Annotated in this window: 16 protein-coding genes and 1 tRNA gene; 15 read left to right on the top strand and 2 right to left on the bottom strand. The window is 52.3% G+C overall.

Going from position 1 to position 15,116, the window contains the following annotated elements:
* Nucleotides 1-21: 21 nt before the first annotated feature.
* On the top strand, nucleotides 22-654 hold the full coding sequence (locus RSX24_RS19865) for a ferric reductase-like transmembrane domain-containing protein (protein WP_339274320.1): 633 nt from the start codon (nucleotides 22-24) through the stop codon (nucleotides 652-654).
* Between the two features lie 124 nt (nucleotides 655-778).
* On the opposite strand, the gene RSX24_RS19860 is transcribed toward RSX24_RS19865, so the two are convergent.
* On the bottom strand, nucleotides 779-1,345 hold the full coding sequence (locus RSX24_RS19860) for a phosphatidylglycerophosphatase A family protein (protein ID WP_236414455.1): 567 nt from the start codon (nucleotides 1,343-1,345) through the stop codon (nucleotides 779-781).
* Nucleotides 1,346-1,561: 216 nt separating this feature from the next.
* On the opposite strand from RSX24_RS19860, the gene RSX24_RS19855 reads away from it, so the two are divergent.
* From RSX24_RS19855 to RSX24_RS19820, 8 genes are all read left to right on the top strand, one after another.
* A complete protein-coding gene (locus RSX24_RS19855; protein ID WP_343261604.1) occupies nucleotides 1,562-2,617 on the top strand; it encodes a GerMN domain-containing protein in 1,056 nt (351 codons plus the stop codon).
* A 113-nt stretch (nucleotides 2,618-2,730) separates the two neighbouring features.
* Nucleotides 2,731-3,489 carry a ribonuclease PH gene (gene rph / locus RSX24_RS19850; protein WP_290371430.1) on the top strand — a complete coding sequence of 253 codons (759 nt, stop codon included), beginning with the start codon at nucleotides 2,731-2,733 and terminating at the stop codon, nucleotides 3,487-3,489.
* Nucleotide 3,490: 1 nt separating this feature from the next.
* Nucleotides 3,491-4,114, top strand: coding sequence for an XTP/dITP diphosphatase (locus tag RSX24_RS19845; protein WP_236414451.1), 624 nt, complete (start codon nucleotides 3,491-3,493; stop codon nucleotides 4,112-4,114).
* 395 nt (nucleotides 4,115-4,509) lie between these two features.
* On the top strand, nucleotides 4,510-5,352 hold the full coding sequence (locus RSX24_RS19840; RefSeq protein WP_236414449.1) for an STM4015 family protein: 843 nt from the start codon (nucleotides 4,510-4,512) through the stop codon (nucleotides 5,350-5,352).
* Between the two features lie 77 nt (nucleotides 5,353-5,429).
* Nucleotides 5,430-6,653, top strand: a complete 1,224-nt coding sequence (locus RSX24_RS19835) for an STM4014 family protein (protein WP_343261603.1) — start codon at nucleotides 5,430-5,432, stop codon at nucleotides 6,651-6,653.
* On the top strand, nucleotides 6,641-7,426 hold the full coding sequence (locus RSX24_RS19830; protein WP_343261602.1) for an STM4013/SEN3800 family hydrolase: 786 nt from the start codon (nucleotides 6,641-6,643) through the stop codon (nucleotides 7,424-7,426). The genes RSX24_RS19835 and RSX24_RS19830 overlap by 13 nt, the downstream gene beginning before the upstream one ends.
* 13 nt (nucleotides 7,427-7,439) lie before the next feature.
* Nucleotides 7,440-8,849, top strand: coding sequence for an STM4012 family radical SAM protein (locus RSX24_RS19825; RefSeq protein WP_343261601.1), 1,410 nt, complete (start codon nucleotides 7,440-7,442; stop codon nucleotides 8,847-8,849).
* Complete coding sequence (locus tag RSX24_RS19820) at nucleotides 8,846-9,712, top strand: STM4011 family radical SAM protein (RefSeq protein ID WP_236414442.1); 867 nt, start codon at nucleotides 8,846-8,848, stop codon at nucleotides 9,710-9,712. Before RSX24_RS19825 ends, RSX24_RS19820 begins: the two co-directional genes overlap by 4 nt.
* Before the next feature lie 65 nt (nucleotides 9,713-9,777).
* On the opposite strand, the gene asnB is transcribed toward RSX24_RS19820, so the two are convergent.
* Nucleotides 9,778-11,622: an asparagine synthase (glutamine-hydrolyzing) gene (asnB, locus tag RSX24_RS19815; RefSeq protein ID WP_343261600.1), complete on the bottom strand. Its 1,845-nt coding sequence runs from the start codon at nucleotides 11,620-11,622 to the stop codon at nucleotides 9,778-9,780.
* Nucleotides 11,623-11,821: 199 nt separating this feature from the next.
* On the opposite strand from asnB, the gene RSX24_RS19810 reads away from it, so the two are divergent.
* From RSX24_RS19810 to RSX24_RS19785, 6 genes are all read left to right on the top strand, one after another.
* Nucleotides 11,822-12,121 carry a hypothetical protein gene (locus RSX24_RS19810; RefSeq protein ID WP_343261599.1) on the top strand — a complete coding sequence of 100 codons (300 nt, stop codon included), beginning with the start codon at nucleotides 11,822-11,824 and terminating at the stop codon, nucleotides 12,119-12,121.
* 23 nt (nucleotides 12,122-12,144) lie between these two features.
* The gene (locus RSX24_RS19805; RefSeq protein WP_343261598.1) at nucleotides 12,145-12,501 is read left to right on the top strand and encodes a hypothetical protein; all 357 of its coding nucleotides are present in this window, start codon (nucleotides 12,145-12,147) and stop codon (nucleotides 12,499-12,501) included.
* Nucleotides 12,502-12,600: 99 nt separating this feature from the next.
* Nucleotides 12,601-12,729, top strand: coding sequence for a hypothetical protein (locus tag RSX24_RS19800; RefSeq protein ID WP_290371429.1), 129 nt, complete (start codon nucleotides 12,601-12,603; stop codon nucleotides 12,727-12,729).
* 196 nt (nucleotides 12,730-12,925) lie between these two features.
* Nucleotides 12,926-12,999: transfer RNA gene (locus RSX24_RS19795), tRNA-Arg, on the top strand.
* Between the two features lie 459 nt (nucleotides 13,000-13,458).
* Complete coding sequence (locus RSX24_RS19790) at nucleotides 13,459-13,968, top strand: DUF402 domain-containing protein (RefSeq protein ID WP_236414852.1); 510 nt, start codon at nucleotides 13,459-13,461, stop codon at nucleotides 13,966-13,968.
* A 159-nt stretch (nucleotides 13,969-14,127) separates the two neighbouring features.
* A complete protein-coding gene (locus tag RSX24_RS19785; RefSeq protein WP_339274307.1) occupies nucleotides 14,128-14,904 on the top strand; it encodes a class I SAM-dependent methyltransferase in 777 nt (258 codons plus the stop codon).
* Nucleotides 14,905-15,116 lie beyond the last annotated feature (212 nt).

The following is a 15,116-nucleotide window of genomic DNA, read 5'->3' as shown; positions in this document are numbered from 1 at the left end:
ATTAGATATGGGGGAGCCGATATGGCACAATGGATCGTGAATTACCTGCCGACGTGGGGCATTATTCGAATAACGGGCATCGCCGCTTATCTGATGCTCTTTGCAAGCGTGTTTCTGGGAATTGCCCAGGGAATGCCGGCAGCCAAAGGAAAGCCGAAAGCGCTAATGTACAAATGGCATACCAAAACAACCTGGCTGGCCTTCGGAATCGGCCTGGTTCATGCATTAACGCTGTATATCGATTATTACAGCCCGTTCAGCTGGGGGGAATTGCTGATCCCGTTCACGGCTTCGGTGCATCCGGTTGGCAGCGGACTGGGCACGCTGGCTTTTTACGGCCTGATCGTCGTACTTTTATCCAGCGATCTGCGGAACAAGCTGGGCCGCAAGTGGTGGTTCATGATCCATTTGTTATCATACCCCGTGTTCATCGGCTTGTTGTTCCATGGATTAATGACCGGCACGGATTCGGATCACGTGATCGTTCGCTTGATGTATGTGTTCACCGGGCTCTGCGTCATCGGCATGACGGTGCTGCGCGCAATGATGCGGGAACGCAAAGGCCCTCAGATCACCATCGGATCAAACCATACACCGCCAAGGCCATCGGCCGACGGCATGCCTTTGCGAGAGTTGACGGGACGGAACGGCTGAAGGAGCATGCAGGGGAAGTTTAACCCGGCGGAAACGCAAAAAACGGAAGCGAAAAAAGCGGCCCAAGGCCGCTTTTTTCAGTTTACCCCATCGTGTGGAAATGACATAGTTGAAGGGAGATGGATCAGATGCCGTCATCCCTGACGGGTTGCTGCCCCATCGCTTCTTCGCGTTCAGACTGTTTGCGATGGGCGATCCGGCTGCTGGCCGCTGCCGCAACGGCACCAACGATGTCATCGAGGAAGGTGTTGACAGGTCCGAGGCTTTTATCGTTAAGACGATCAAGTATGCCGGGTTTCAGCTTGTCCACATAACCATAGTTAGTGAAGCCGATGCTGCCGTATACGTTCACGATGGAAAACGCAAGAATCTCGTCCACGCCGTACAAACTTTCGTCGTTCTCGATCATTTCCTGCAGCGGACTGATCAGTTTGCCTTCCTCTGCGAGCAAGTCCAACTGAATGCCGGTCAGCACCGCGTTCTGGACCTCGCGTTTGCGAAGCACCATTTCCACGTTTTCGATGCATTCCTCCATGGTTAGACCCGGATAATATCTCTTTTGCAAAAGCATGACAAGTTCGGCGATCTCGGGGATCGTGACGCCGCGCTTATGAAGCCATTCCCTCGTAGCCTCAGCCACTTTGCGGCTGTTCAGGCTGTAGGGGATTTTTTCGTGTTCGGGATGTGTCATGGGCGATGCCTCCTCTGAGATTAGCAATGTCCTTACCCTAGTCTCCTAATACGTCATCCGGCGGATTTGGTTTCCTTGTCTGTTTCGCCCAAGTACCGTCATTACCATGTAGAGTTTGTTCAGAGCAGGGCTTGTTTGAAAAAGTAGTTATTTTTTGAACAGAGGCTCGTATACATGGTAGTACAAACTGTAAAAATGATGAGGGGGAACGTGATCATGAGAAAGATCCGTCATTTGCGTGCCGCATCGGCAGCAGCGCTGCTGGGAATTCCCATTGTTCTGTCCGGTTGCGGCATGTTGGGGGCACAGTCATCCGAGGCCATCGATCCGCCGCCGCCGATCCAGGAGGCGGCCATGATCCAGGCTGCCGAGAGCAACGGCAAGATGGCGACTCTTCCGCTCACGACCGTCTACCTGCAGGATCAACAGGGGCTGCTTGCTCCGGTATCCTTCAATCTGCCGGCAAGCGTGGATGCAAGCAATCCCAAAACGGCGCTGGATGCGATGGTATTGGGCGGGGCTTATGCCGGCATGCTGCCTGAAGGATTTCAGGGCGTGCTCCCGCAGGGGACCGTGGTGCAGAACGTAACGGTTCATCCGGATGACAAGCTGGCCGTGGTGGAGTTTTCGGGCAACTTTGCCAAATACGAAGCCAAAAACGAGCGGCAGATCCTGGAGGCCATTACCTGGACATTGACGGGTTTGCCGGACGTGGAAAACGTACAGATTTGGGTGGACGGCAAAAAGCTGTCCCAGATGCCGGTCAACGGCACGCCTTTGTCCGAACGGCTGAACCGCACCGTGGGCATCAACCTTGATCTTGGCGACAGTTTTGCAACAAACAGCAGTCCGGTAACCGTCTACTTTTCCGCAGCCTCTCCGTCAGGAATACAATATTATGTTCCCGTCACGAGATTTGTCGCTCCGGGCGGGGACAAGGTACAAGCCGCGCTGAATGAGCTGATTAAAGGACCTGCGAAGAATACCGAGCTTCAAGAGGTCATGACGGGCGGCACGCAATTGCAATCGGTCAAAACGGAGGAAGACGGCACCGTGACGGTGGCGCTCAAGGACGACATGTTCACCGGAGAGGATCCGGTGCCGAGCGAACTGCTGCAATCGGTCGTGCTGACGACGACGGAAAACGCATCCGGCAAGGACGCCAAAGTGCAGATTGAATGGAACGGGGAGAAAGCGGTCATGGCCGATGATAATCAGGATTACAGCGCTCCGGTTTCCAAACCCGAGCACATCAACGAAATTCCGATTTAATATAGGACTCCGTTTAGGGTGCTTTTGGAAGAACTCTTTGGTAAAATATAAGGGATGCTTAATGTGCAATACATGCTCGACATTACAGGATGCTTAAGTCGTAGGAGGCAGAAATGATGAGATCTAACGGACGAAACAGCGAACAGCTGCGGCCGATGAATTTGACAATTAATACGAACAAATACGCCGAGGGCTCTGTATTGATTGAAGTCGGAGATACGAAAGTCATATGTACCGCAACGGTAGAAGAAAGGGTTCCTCCTTTCATGAAAGGACAAGGCAAGGGTTGGGTTACGGCGGAATATTCGATGCTGCCGCGCGCAACCCATACGCGCAACCAGCGGGAAGCGAGCCGAGGCAAGCTGACCGGGCGCACGATGGAAATCCAGCGTTTGATCGGCCGTGCCCTTCGCTCGGTCGTCAACTTGCAGGCCCTTGGCGAACGGACGATTACGCTCGATTGCGACGTCATCCAAGCGGATGGCGGGACACGCACCACGTCCATTACCGGTTCCTTCGTCGCGCTGGCGCTGGCCGTAAACAAAATTGCCCAGCAGCACAAATTGCAGGTGTTCCCGATTACGGATTTCATCGCAGCGGTCAGCGTTGGCGTTGTAGGCGAGCAGCCTGTGCTCGATTTGAATTACGACGAAGATTCCAAGGCCAAAGTGGACATGAACCTGGTCATGACCGGCAGCGGTAAATACGTTGAGCTCCAAGGCACGGGCGAAGAAGCCCCATTCGACCGTCGCGAGTTGAACACGATGCTGGAGCTTGGCGAGCGCGGCATTCTGGAGATGATCGAACGCCAGAAAGAAGTGCTCGGACCGATTGCGCTCAAGATCGGCGCCAAAGGTTTGGGAGAGGCTTGAGATGAGACTGGACAGCCCAACGATCATCGTTGCTACTCGCAATCAGGGAAAGGTCAGGGAGTTTGCCCATGCCTTCGCGCCGCTTGGCAAAGAGGTCAAAAGCATGTTCGATTATCCGGAACTGCCGGACGTCGTTGAGGATGGCACTACTTTTGCCGAGAACGCCTGGAAGAAAGCGAAAGCGGTAGGGGATGCGCTTGGCATGCCTGTGCTCGCGGACGATTCCGGTCTCTGCGTCGATCTGCTGGACGGCGAGCCGGGGGTGTATTCAGCCCGTTACGCTGGAGAAGGCGCCACCGACGAACGTAACAATACGAAGCTTCTGGCCGCGCTGGAATCGCTCAAATCCGGCGAGGACACGCAGCAGCCGCTGCTCAGCACGGCACGGTTTGTCTGCGCATTGGTGTTGTACGATCCCGCTACCGGAGACAAATACGAGACAGAAGGAACCGTGGAAGGCTGGATTACGAGCGATGCCGCCGGCGAAGGCGGCTTCGGCTACGATCCGCTGTTTTACGTGCCCGAATACGAAAAAACGATGGCTGAACTTTCGTTGGAGCAAAAGCAGGCCATCAGCCATCGGGGTCATGCGCTTCGAGCGCTCGTAGACAGAATCAAGGCCTAGCATTCGGGGACCGAAAGCGATAAAACGGACGGATTATAAGAGATGAGTTGCTGCTGCTCCCGTGTGAATACGGCTTGAAGGAACTAAAGCGTTTATTGCAGGATGGTCATTTTCTACGTTTTTACGGGGAGGACCACCTGTTATTAACGCTTTTTTTCGTTTTGGCATTAGCCTTCCGTAATTGTAATTCCACCCAAATACCTATTGGCAAGAGCGTAATCCATATTTTAGAATGGAAACATATGTTCCTGTTTTTTCAGGGGTTGAATTAGCAGTTTCATGTTTCTGCATTCGTCTAGGGCAGCGGTTGGAAGAAGTTGCAAGCCTTGGGCGATATGGGGTACCATTTCAGGGTGACGGACCATTTTATGAACTCAAATGGAGGGGAATAGCGCATGCAGGAAGTTAAGCTTACGGTCTCTTACGACGATTATGAGGAAGGCATTCGCATGGAGGGTTTGTTGAAGGAACTCGCGGGCAAGCCGGAAAGCAAAACGTTGGAAAGCCTCATCATCGGCGACTGGGGGCAGGCTTACGAAAATTCGCCGGAGGAATTCATCGACACGCTGGTCGGACTGGCTCCGAATTTTCCGGCACTGAGGAAATTGTACATAGGAGAAATGGACAGTGAGGAATGCGAGGTGTCGTGGATCGTCCAGACGGATTTGACGCCTTTGCTCGGAGCATTTCCGGAGCTTACATCGTTCACGGTACAGGGGAGCAATGAGCTTAGCCTGGAACCGCTGCGGCATGCCAAACTGGAGGAACTCGTCATTGTCTGCGGAGGTCTCCCGAAAGGGGTGCTGGCTTCCATCGCCAAAGCGGAATTGCCTGAACTGCGCAAGCTGGAAGTGTATCTTGGCGTGGAGGATTACGGATTTGACGGTTCGCTGGAGGATGTGCTGCCTTTGATGGATAAAGAACGTTTTCCGAAACTGGTATACCTCGGATTGAAGGATAGCGAAATTCAGGACGAAATCGCCAAAGCGGTGGTGCAGGCACCGATCATGGATCAGCTTGAGGTGCTGGACCTTTCCGAAGGCACGTTATCCGATGAAGGCGCGGAAGCGCTGCTGGCCAGCGATAAAATCAAGGGGCTGAAGCATCTTGATCTTCATTACCACTACATGACGGATGAAATGCTGATTCGCTGGAAGCGCTCGGGGTTACCTGTAAACGTCAGCGATCAACAGGACGGCGATGAGGATGATTGGCGTTATCCGGCCTTAACGGAATAATGATGCTTGATCATGCCAATGCGGGTTTCGGCAGAAGCTTGCCGGATCATCGGTGTAAGACGTGGGGAGACGTGCCCATGATGGTCATCGGCAACCCGGATAACCGCCGCACGGAGGACATGCAGCAGGCCAGGCGCCGATGCGGTTTAAAACCTGCGATCGTGCTGCCCTACGCCCGCTTGCTTCAGACTTGGCGATTGGGCGGTTCGATAGCTGATGCTGCCGGACAGGAATGGCGGGAGCCGAGGGGGGGCGGCCCCGTGTTGGTCCGGCTTGATGCGCCGGGCGAGGACTGGATGGTGGAACGTGAGTTGATCGCGCTTGGTGCGGCAGAGGGACTTGGTCAAGAGAAGGACTCCAATCGTGATTCTGCCGGGTCGATGTTTATTGCTGCCGAAGATGCGCTGAGTATGGAGTACGTGTGGGGACGCATTTACGCTCCACGCCAGTGGTTTCGTGGCTGGAAGGCATGTTTGCATCGGCTTGATGAAGAGGTGCGGGAGTTGTGGCCGAGTGCTCGTTTCCTGAATGAACCGAAGGATATCGCCATCATGTTTGACAAAAGAAAATGCCAGCGGCATTTGGGCGATCATGGCATATCCGTACCTCCAGTGCTGCCGCAATCGGAACATGTAAGGAGTTACGCCGGCTTGCGGGCGGCGATGCTGGACTCGGGCATGCATCGCGTCTTTGTGAAATTGGCCAGCGGGTCGGGTGCTTCGGGCGTGGTCGCTTATCAGCTGAACCCGCGTACGGGCGCGGAAATCGCGGTGACGACTGTAGGCATGGAGCGCAGCGCAGGCGAAACGTTTTTCTATAATGAGGGACGACTCCGCCGGTATACGTCCGGGGAAGACATCGAAACGCTGTTGGACTGGCTGTGTGCGGAGGAGGCGCGGATCGAGCGCTGGATGCCCAAGGCTACCCTGGAGGGTCGCAGCTATGACGTACGGCAGCTGGTGGCCGGTGGTCTTGCCGGACACGCGATCGTACGGCTGAGCCGTACCCCGATCACAAATTTGCACCTGCGAAACGAGCGCATGCTGCCGAAGGCGGCGGGCTTGTCCGAAGCGCGGATGGAACGCGTGCGGACGGCCGCGATGGCGACGATGTCCGCCTTTCCGAATTCCTGGTCTGCAGGCATCGACGTCATGCTGAGCGGATCGGAACCGCGCGCTTACGTGCTTGACGTGAACCCTTTTGGCGATTTGCTGTACAGGGTAGAATGGAACGGACTCGGAACTTACGAATGGGAAATGGAACTATTGCGAAAGGAGCCTTTGCACCAATGCCTGATATGAACACCATCGTGGGCTCCCATGATTTGTTGATGATTACGCTGGATACGCTTCGTTACGACGCAGCCAAGCTGGAGGAAGAGAATTGTCCCAACCTGTGCGGCACTGGCGGGTGGGAGAAACGTCATACGCCTGGCAGCTTTACTTATGCGGCCCACCATGCTTTTTTCGGCGGGTTCATGCCGACGCCCGCCAATACGGACAAAGCATCTCATGTGCGCCTGTTCCATTCCCGGAATACCGGGCTAAAGACGCACCCCCATACTTGGCTTTTTGACACCCCCGACATCGTATCCGGCCTTGCGGCGGAAGGGTACCGGACGATCTGCATCGGCGGCGTCATTTTCTTTACCAAAAAGAACCCGCTGGCCAAAGTGCTGCCCGGCTATTTCCAGCAAAGTTACTGGCGCATGAACTTTGGCGTCACGAACCCGCGTTCCACGGAACATCAGGTCCGGCATGCCTTGAAATTACTTGAACAGGCAGCGCCGGACGAAAAGTTGTTTCTGTTTCTGAACGTATCTGCCATACATGGCCCGAATCGGTATTTCGTGGAGGGGGCCCGGGAGGATTCCGTCGAAACGCAGCGGGCTGCGCTAAGGTACGTGGACAAGGCGCTCGGACCGTTGTTTGATGCGATGAGGAAGCGTTCGCGGCCGACGTTCTGTCTGGCTTTTTCCGATCACGGCACCTGTTATGGCGAGGATGGTTATCAGGGGCACCGGTTAGCGCATGAAGCAGTCTGGAACGTGCCTTACCGGGAATTTTTTTTGTAAAGGGGAGCACAGGATGGACGACTTGATTCAAAAGGTGACGCCGGGCAATTCCGTACAGCCCGACTCCGGTTTCGGACTCGGGTTCGGACCTCATATCGGACTTAGGGAAGCCCTTTCTATACCCTACCGCTCGTATTTGTACTCGTATCCTCACAAGACGGCATATCGCGAACTGGACCCGCCGATTCCGCTTGGGCCGCTCTGGGGGCGGGAAGAGACGGAGACGTATTTTTTGTACATGCATATTCCGTTTTGCGCTGCGCGCTGCGGATTTTGCAATTTGTTCACGCTGCCTGACCGGCGTGACGATACCCATGAGCGCTATGTGGATGCTCTGGAACGCCAGGCCAGGCAGTGGGCGCCGCTTACGTCGCGCAGGCCGTATTCGCGTTTTGCGATTGGCGGAGGCACCCCCACGCTCTTGAATGAAGGGCAGTTGAACCGACTGTTCGATATCGCGGAAAACATAATGGGACTTGATGCGCATCAGGCTTCCATTTCGGTCGAGACATCCCCGGATACCGTGACCGACGGAAAGTTATCCATACTGAAGGAGCGCAGGGTGGATCGTGTCAGCATGGGCATCCAGAGTTTTATCGAGGCAGAAGCGGCAGCGATCTATCGCCCGCAAAAACCGATGGAGGTTGAGCGCGCGTTGGAGAAGCTTGCCCGTTATTCGTTTCCGCTGCTCAATCTGGATCTGATCTACGGCCTGCCGGGGCAAACCGTTGAATCATGGTTATACTCCCTGGAGCGTGCACTCTCCTATGAACCTGGAGAGATTTTCATTTATCCGCTGTATACGCGCGAGAATACGATCGTAAAGCCCGATGACATTGAGCGGCAGGGGCCTGACATTCGGATGGAGTTATACAAGGCTGCTCGGGAAGTATTGAAAAGCCGGGGGTACGTGCAGCATTCCATGCGTCGGTTTGCCAAAGAGCCATCTGTTTCAGACAAGCGGCTTCTGCCTTACAGCTGTCAGGAGGAAGGCATGGTCGGGCTTGGTTGCGGTGCCCGCTCCTATACACGCGAGGTGCATTATGCTTCCAAGTATGGCGTGAGCTACAAAGAAACCCAAAGCATCATCGCCGATTATGTGGCCGCCGAACGATATGATGAAGCGGATTACGGGATCGTGCTGACCCGGGATGAACAGCAACGGCGCTTTATGCTGAAGGCTCTCCTGCATCGTGAAGGACTCGCCTTGATCGATTACAAGAACAGGTTTGGGACAGACGTTATGAGCGATTATTCATGGTTATCCGAGCTCATGACGGAAGGCATGGCGAGTTTGGAGCAGGAGAACGGCCAAACGATTTTAAGGCTGAACGAGGACGGGCTCGGTTATTCGGATGCGATCGGAGACTGGCTGATCTCGGCACAGATCCGTTCCCGGATGGAAGGATTCGTGTTCTCATGAAGGCTACCCTGTATTATCGCGGCAAGTTGTCGTCTTGCAATTACGATTGCCCGTATTGTCCTTTCAGCAAAACGGTGGACTCGAAGGAAACGCTGGAACTCGATAAACAACAGCTGCGCCAGTTTGTGGATTGGGTGAGAGAACAGTCCGCCGCGGGTCACCGGTTGTCCCTTTTCTTTAATCCGTATGGAGAAGCGCTCATAAGAAGCTGGTACCGTGAGGCAATGGTGGAGCTTTCGCATATGGAGCATGTGGAGAAAGTGGCCGTGCAGACCAATCTGTCTGTCAAGTTGGACTGGGCCGGGGAATTGAATCGGGAAACGGCAGCCTTCTGGGCGACGTATCATCCGCGGGAAACCAAAGAGGAAAACTTTGTTAGGCAGTGTCTGACTTTGCGTGAGTTGGGACTTGATTTCAGTGTGGGAACTGTGGGGCTGCGAAGCGCCTTTCCTGCGATCGAATCGATGCGTCAGGCATTGCCGGAGGACGTATATTTGTGGGTAAATGCATTTAAGGATAAGCCCAATTATTATTCTGTTGAAGAGATCCGTTTTCTGCAATCGATCGATCCGTTGTTCGAGGGGAATTTGCGCGACTATCCGAGTTTGGGCAAAGCCTGTGCCGCTGGTTCGACGGTGTTTTATGTCCAAGGCTCCGGTCATGTGAGACGCTGCTACAAGGATCGGCGCATCATCGGTCATCTGTACCGTGACGGATTGGAATCGCTGGCGGCTGACCGGCCATGCGGCATGAGCAAATGTGGTTGTTACATTGGTTATATTCATATGGCCGATTCTCCGTTTGCAGAGCTTTTCGGCGAAGGTTTGCTTGAACGTAATGCGATCACGGCCATGCAGCGATAAAGATTTGCCCATATGGAAGCACCCTTTTCAGTTAAACGCTACTGAAGAAGGGTGCTTTTTTGAGCTTAACGAATGCTCACTTTATATGTGCTCAACCACGAATTGATTTGCGATAAATAGGCGAACAATTGCGGACCCGACATTAACTGGCCAAACCACGGAAGATTGGAAGAAGCATCCGGTGAGGAGGCCAGATCGCGAATTTTTTCTTTATCGATTAGGGGCAGTATTGGAGAGGACGAGTCGTCCAGTATATCCAGCACCTGTTTTTTGACCTCGGCCAAGTATTGTGGGTTATGCGTTTTGGGATACGGGGTTTTTTTGCGGTACAGTACATCATCCGGCAATACACCTTCCAGTGCTTTACGGAGAATGCCTTTTTCCCGTCCTCCCGTTATTTTCATTTCCCAAGGAATATTGAATACATACTGAATCAATCGATGATCGCAATAAGGCACGCGTACTTCCAAACCGGCACCCATGCTCATCCTGTCTTTGCGATCCAGCAGAGTAGGCATGAAACGTGTAATGTTCAGGTAGGACATGACCCTCATTTGTGCCGTTTTTCCCTTTTCGCCCGGAAGGACGGGTACTTCAGCTACAGCGTCTGCATATCGGTCTGCGAGATAGTCCAGTGGACGAATCCATTCCCGGACGTCAGGGGATAACAAGCTGGCTCGCATGTCAGGCGCAACGGACCAGGGGAACGTTCCCGAATTCAGCATTTCTTCCCGATGAAACCATGGGTATCCGCCGAACACTTCATCGGCTGCTTCGCCCGAAATGGCGACGGTAGCTCCTTTTTTAATTTCCTTGCAAAACAAGTATAAGGAAGAATCTACATCCGCCATGCCTGGAAGATCGCGTACCAGCATCGCTTGTGTCAGGGCCTTGACCAGGTCGCCATTCTCGATTTCGATCCAGTGATGGTCCGTCTTCAATTCGTCGACCATGCGTTGAATCCATGGTCCGTCCGCACCCGGCTGAAAGGAATGGGCCTGAAAATGCTTGGCATTGTCCACGTAATCTACGGAATAGGTACTCACCTGCCCCTGTCCCGTCCGGTTATAGTAGTCCACGGCGAGTGCGGATAAGGCGCTGGAGTCCAGTCCGCCGGACAACAGCGAGCATACGGGAACGTCGGAAGCGAGCTGCCGCTCCAGCGTATCTTGCAGAAGCAGACGAATCTGGGCGGCTGTTTCGTCCAGATTGTGCTCATGCTCCGCACTTTCAAGCTTCCAATACGGATAGATCTGAACACCATCCCTGTTATAAACGAGCGCATGTGCAGGCTTGAGCTCATGCATGGAGGAGTATACGCCATGGCCGGGCGTTCGTGCCGGACCGATGATGAAAACTTCTGCCAATCCTTCAGGGCCTACGGCTGCATCCACGTCCGGATGCAGAAGAAGTGCTTTGGGCTCCGAACCAAAAACGAGCGTGTCCTTTACGTGGCTGTAGAACAGGGGTTTGACACCGAGGCGGTCACGCGCCATGAATACCTGCTCCCGTGCCCCATCCCATATCGCAAAAGCATAAATGCCGTTAAAGCGTTCCACGCAGGCTGGTCCCCACTCGATATAAGCAGTCAACAGCACTTCGGTGTCGCATTGCGTGCGGAAATGATATCCTCGCTGAAGAAGTTCCTTCTTCAACTCGGGCGCATTGTATAATTCTCCGTTATACACGATGGTATAAGAGGTATCTCCCTGAAACGCATGCATCGGTTGGGCTCCGTTCTCCGGATCCATGACACTGAGCCGGCGATGACCAAAAGCGCATGGGTTGGAAATCCATGTACCTGAAGCGTCGGGCCCCCGGTTCGACAAACTGTCCGTCATTCGGACAAGCAGCTCCGATTCCTGGGTCAAATCCCGATTCCATTGTATGAAGCCGGTTATACCGCACATGGTTTGTTCATCCTTTCTTAGTCGAGTGTTGATCTGTATAGATGTTTTCTTATCTTGTAATCACGGCCAGCAAATACGGTTTTTTCGTCGGAAGTGTAACAAATATATGCCGAAAGTAGGCATAAAATGTCTGTCCGCTTCGGAAACTATATCTGAGGACCAGGTTCGAAGCATGCCACGCAAAGGAGAATTTCTAAATATGGGAAAGCCCATTTACTACGTTTCGGTGGCTGGCCGTTCCGTGTTACCGGACCAACATGCTGCATCGTACGAATGGACCATCCAAGCCACACCGGATGAAGCCCTGCAGCTGCAGAGACTGCTTAATGTAATGCAGGAGAAGGAAGAGGAGGCTTTTCCGGGAATGGTATTGCCCTGGCCAGATACACCGGAGGAATCCGTAAATCGTGCCTACGAAATAGCGCTGCAAAACGTATACGGAGAGATCTACCGTTTGGGGACTTCCGAAACGAGACGTGAAATCGAGCAAACGACATGAATGGAGAAGGAGCGCGATATAACATGTATGCTATTCAGGATGCCAAAATTCGCAGATTAACCGAAGTGGATGGTTTGTCTTGCGCCGAAGTTGAGGTCCAGCCTGCCAATGTCGGAGATCCGTCGTTGCTGGTCTATGTGGCAGCAAGCCAGCCGCAAAATACGCTGCAAATCACTCGGATCGTGCGCAATCATTCGGATTCCACCCTCGACTGGTACAACAATAACCTGCACACCGCTTTTGAGGAAGCGACCGAAACGGCGTTTCAGAACAGTGAGGGCATTACCTCAGGAGAGGACAAAGCACGTTTCGAACAGGAGCTTTTCGGCTTTGGTTTGCTTGGTCCGACTTTGCAACGGTATTTGCTTGGTCAACGCTGAGATTGGGCGAGTTGATGGCTCCATCAACTACCTGCCAGCTTCGAGAGTAAGCTTGTTCCCCCGGAGCATACTATAGACAGTTCCGGGGAGGTGATTGCAATGGCTTCCAAGTACAAGAAAAACAAAGGGAACCAATACGCGCATCATACCGAGTTTGCCGAGGAAGTGCTGGCGAAAAACAGCAAGCATGCCGCCCAGAAAAATCCGTGGCGTCAGGGAAACAAGTAACCGGAATGCAAGGCCCGTCGTTCTTTGTAACGACGGGTTTTACTGCTTTATGTTTTAACGGTCTTGGCCTATTTCTCCATATCGGTCTGAAGCATGAAGATGATGGAGAAGGATTATTAATTTTTTAAAAAAAGTATTGAAAATTATAGAAATTGGAGTATAATAGAGAACGTTCCGAAAAAAATAATACATACTTGTCCCAGTAGCTCAGCTGGATAGAGCAACGGCCTTCTAAGCCGTCGGTCGGGGGTTCGAATCCCTCCTGGGACGTAAAAAGAAAAGCTCTGAGAAGAGCTTTTTTTGCGTCCGGGGATGAGAACCCCAAAGGTTCGTCGGAGCGAAGCTTCGGGAGGAATACATCGCAGTCTCGACTAGAAGGAGAGTATCCCTCCTGGGACGTAAAATAAGCTCTCTTAATATAAACCCGAAAAAATATTCACACGTTAACGGAGAGGCAGAACCAATCTGAAGAAGCGAAGCGGGCGCGTTTATCACCGGATTTTTCCTTTGGGAAAAGGAATCGGAAAAAATCTGGGGATAACAGCGATCGGAAGATGGTACTGCACTCGTAGTGGCCTAGTGTGATTTATTGTTAAGGCTTCCATTAGGGGATGAGAACCCCAAAGGTTCGTGGGAGCAGCACTTTCTGCGGGCGTTTGTCAAAAGGAGCTTCCTGAGATAAGCTTTGGTGGCATCCGTTGATAAGGGGGAGAACAGATCTTGAACAAAATGATCCAAATCAGAGCTTTGAAATATCCGGATATTCCGCACTATGAATGGGAGGGGCAGCTGATTGAAAGTACACCCGATCATGTGATCGTCTTTTGCAAACCAGGCAGGCAGCTGATCCATCATACCAAAAACAAGGTGTTTACCATGGAACATGCGTCCATCGAATATTTTTCCCTGAAGGAATGGTTTACGGCTGCCATGGCTGTTGTCGATGGGGAGGTTTCGTTCACGTATTGCAATGTGGCCATGCCTTCTGTTTGGACTGATAAGGGGCTTCAATTTACGGATTTGGATCTGGATTTGATCCGGGAAAAGGATAAGGAATGGGTCGTCGTGGATGAGGACGAGTTCGAGTCTAACAGCATGATGTACCGATACCCAGTGGAGTTAAAGTCTGAAGCCATTGATGCGCTTGAACGCTTGAAAAACAAAGCCATGCACAAAACGTTTCCGTTTAACCTCGATTTCATCCGCAAATACGCTTTTCATGATTCATTGTATGAGTAAATGGCCTTTGAAAGAAAGCTTTTGGTGCTCCTGTTCAAAGGGAGGCCATTCGCCTTTTGTATAGGTAATTCCTATCAACAAAATTAGTTTTATATATTTCATCTATAAATAAATTTGTGCCACAATATAGATATCTTATCGAAAGCGCAGGTGGTGTTTATGCAATCCATCAACCAATGGAAGGCAGCGGATTATGATGACAAGCTGGCCTTTGTATCGGAATATGGGAAGACGCTAATCTCATGGTTACAGCCGCAGAAGGGGGAACGCATTCTCGATCTGGGCTGCGGGACGGGGGATCTAACATTCGAAATTTCGCAATCGGGAGCGGAAGTTGTTGGCTTGGACGCATCTTCTGACATGATTCACCGCGCGAAGGAGAAGTTCCCTGAGCTTGAATTTATCCAAGGCGATGCACATCACTTTGAAATGCGCGGACGTTATGATGCCGTTTTCTCGAATGCAGCCCTTCATTGGATGCGAGGCCCAGAGCTTGTTGCCGGCCGGGTATGGGACGTGCTGAAACCCGGAGGTCGCTTTGTGGCCGAGTTTGGAGGAAAGGGAAATGTGCAAACGATCGTGAAGTCGCTGGAAGAAGTGATTGAGCGCAAAACGGGCATCAACGCCGCCGAACGCAATCCGTGGTATTTTCCGACGATCGGGGATTACACCTCTCTGTTGGAAAAACAAGGCTTTATGGTTCGTCAGGCCTACCACTATGACCGTCCGACCAAATTGGCCGACGGAGAATCGGGTATTGAAGGGTGGCTCGCCAACTTTGGCGGGGATTATTTTCAAGGCATGAATGATGATATGGTTAACGCAATCTGTCAGGAAGTCAGCGAGATTGTGGTGCCGCAGTTATGGAACGGCAATGCCGTCTATGCCGATTATAAACGCATTCGGATTGAAGCGATCAAACCAGAGTGTTTTTAAATCGAAGTTACGGTTTTGGTTGGTAAAGTATACCGAGCATGTATGTGAACCGAAGGATCAGGAACGTTCTCTTCAACGAGAAGCCTGGTCCTTTTTTTATGGCATGGACTTTTGGCACGGGCGATAGCATCGACAAAATAAGCAGTTTGTCACATTTCTATTTAAAAGGACCCATATCACCAATTTTTATATAAAAAATGTAATTATTTAGA

The organism is Paenibacillus hubeiensis (genome assembly GCF_032334105.1).
In the GTDB taxonomy this organism is placed as follows: Bacteria; Bacillota; Bacilli; order Paenibacillales; family Paenibacillaceae; genus Paenibacillus; species Paenibacillus hubeiensis.
This window is presented reverse-complemented; position numbering and strand designations above follow the sequence as displayed.

Coding starts and splice junctions, on each gene's coding strand:
- RSX24_RS19865 (WP_339274320.1), top strand. CDS start 22: ATGGCACAATGGATCGTGAATTACCTGCCGACGTGGGGCATTATTCGA.
- RSX24_RS19860 (WP_236414455.1), bottom strand. CDS start 1,345: ATGACACATCCCGAACACGAAAAAATCCCCTACAGCCTGAACAGCCGC.
- RSX24_RS19855 (WP_343261604.1), top strand. CDS start 1,562: ATGAGAAAGATCCGTCATTTGCGTGCCGCATCGGCAGCAGCGCTGCTG.
- rph (WP_290371430.1), top strand. CDS start 2,731: ATGATGAGATCTAACGGACGAAACAGCGAACAGCTGCGGCCGATGAAT.
- RSX24_RS19845 (WP_236414451.1), top strand. CDS start 3,491: ATGAGACTGGACAGCCCAACGATCATCGTTGCTACTCGCAATCAGGGA.
- RSX24_RS19840 (WP_236414449.1), top strand. CDS start 4,510: ATGCAGGAAGTTAAGCTTACGGTCTCTTACGACGATTATGAGGAAGGC.
- RSX24_RS19835 (WP_343261603.1), top strand. CDS start 5,430: ATGATGGTCATCGGCAACCCGGATAACCGCCGCACGGAGGACATGCAG.
- RSX24_RS19830 (WP_343261602.1), top strand. CDS start 6,641: ATGCCTGATATGAACACCATCGTGGGCTCCCATGATTTGTTGATGATT.
- RSX24_RS19825 (WP_343261601.1), top strand. CDS start 7,440: ATGGACGACTTGATTCAAAAGGTGACGCCGGGCAATTCCGTACAGCCC.
- RSX24_RS19820 (WP_236414442.1), top strand. CDS start 8,846: ATGAAGGCTACCCTGTATTATCGCGGCAAGTTGTCGTCTTGCAATTAC.
- asnB (WP_343261600.1), bottom strand. CDS start 11,622: ATGTGCGGTATAACCGGCTTCATACAATGGAATCGGGATTTGACCCAG.
- RSX24_RS19810 (WP_343261599.1), top strand. CDS start 11,822: ATGGGAAAGCCCATTTACTACGTTTCGGTGGCTGGCCGTTCCGTGTTA.
- RSX24_RS19805 (WP_343261598.1), top strand. CDS start 12,145: ATGTATGCTATTCAGGATGCCAAAATTCGCAGATTAACCGAAGTGGAT.
- RSX24_RS19800 (WP_290371429.1), top strand. CDS start 12,601: ATGGCTTCCAAGTACAAGAAAAACAAAGGGAACCAATACGCGCATCAT.
- RSX24_RS19790 (WP_236414852.1), top strand. CDS start 13,459: ATGATCCAAATCAGAGCTTTGAAATATCCGGATATTCCGCACTATGAA.
- RSX24_RS19785 (WP_339274307.1), top strand. CDS start 14,128: ATGCAATCCATCAACCAATGGAAGGCAGCGGATTATGATGACAAGCTG.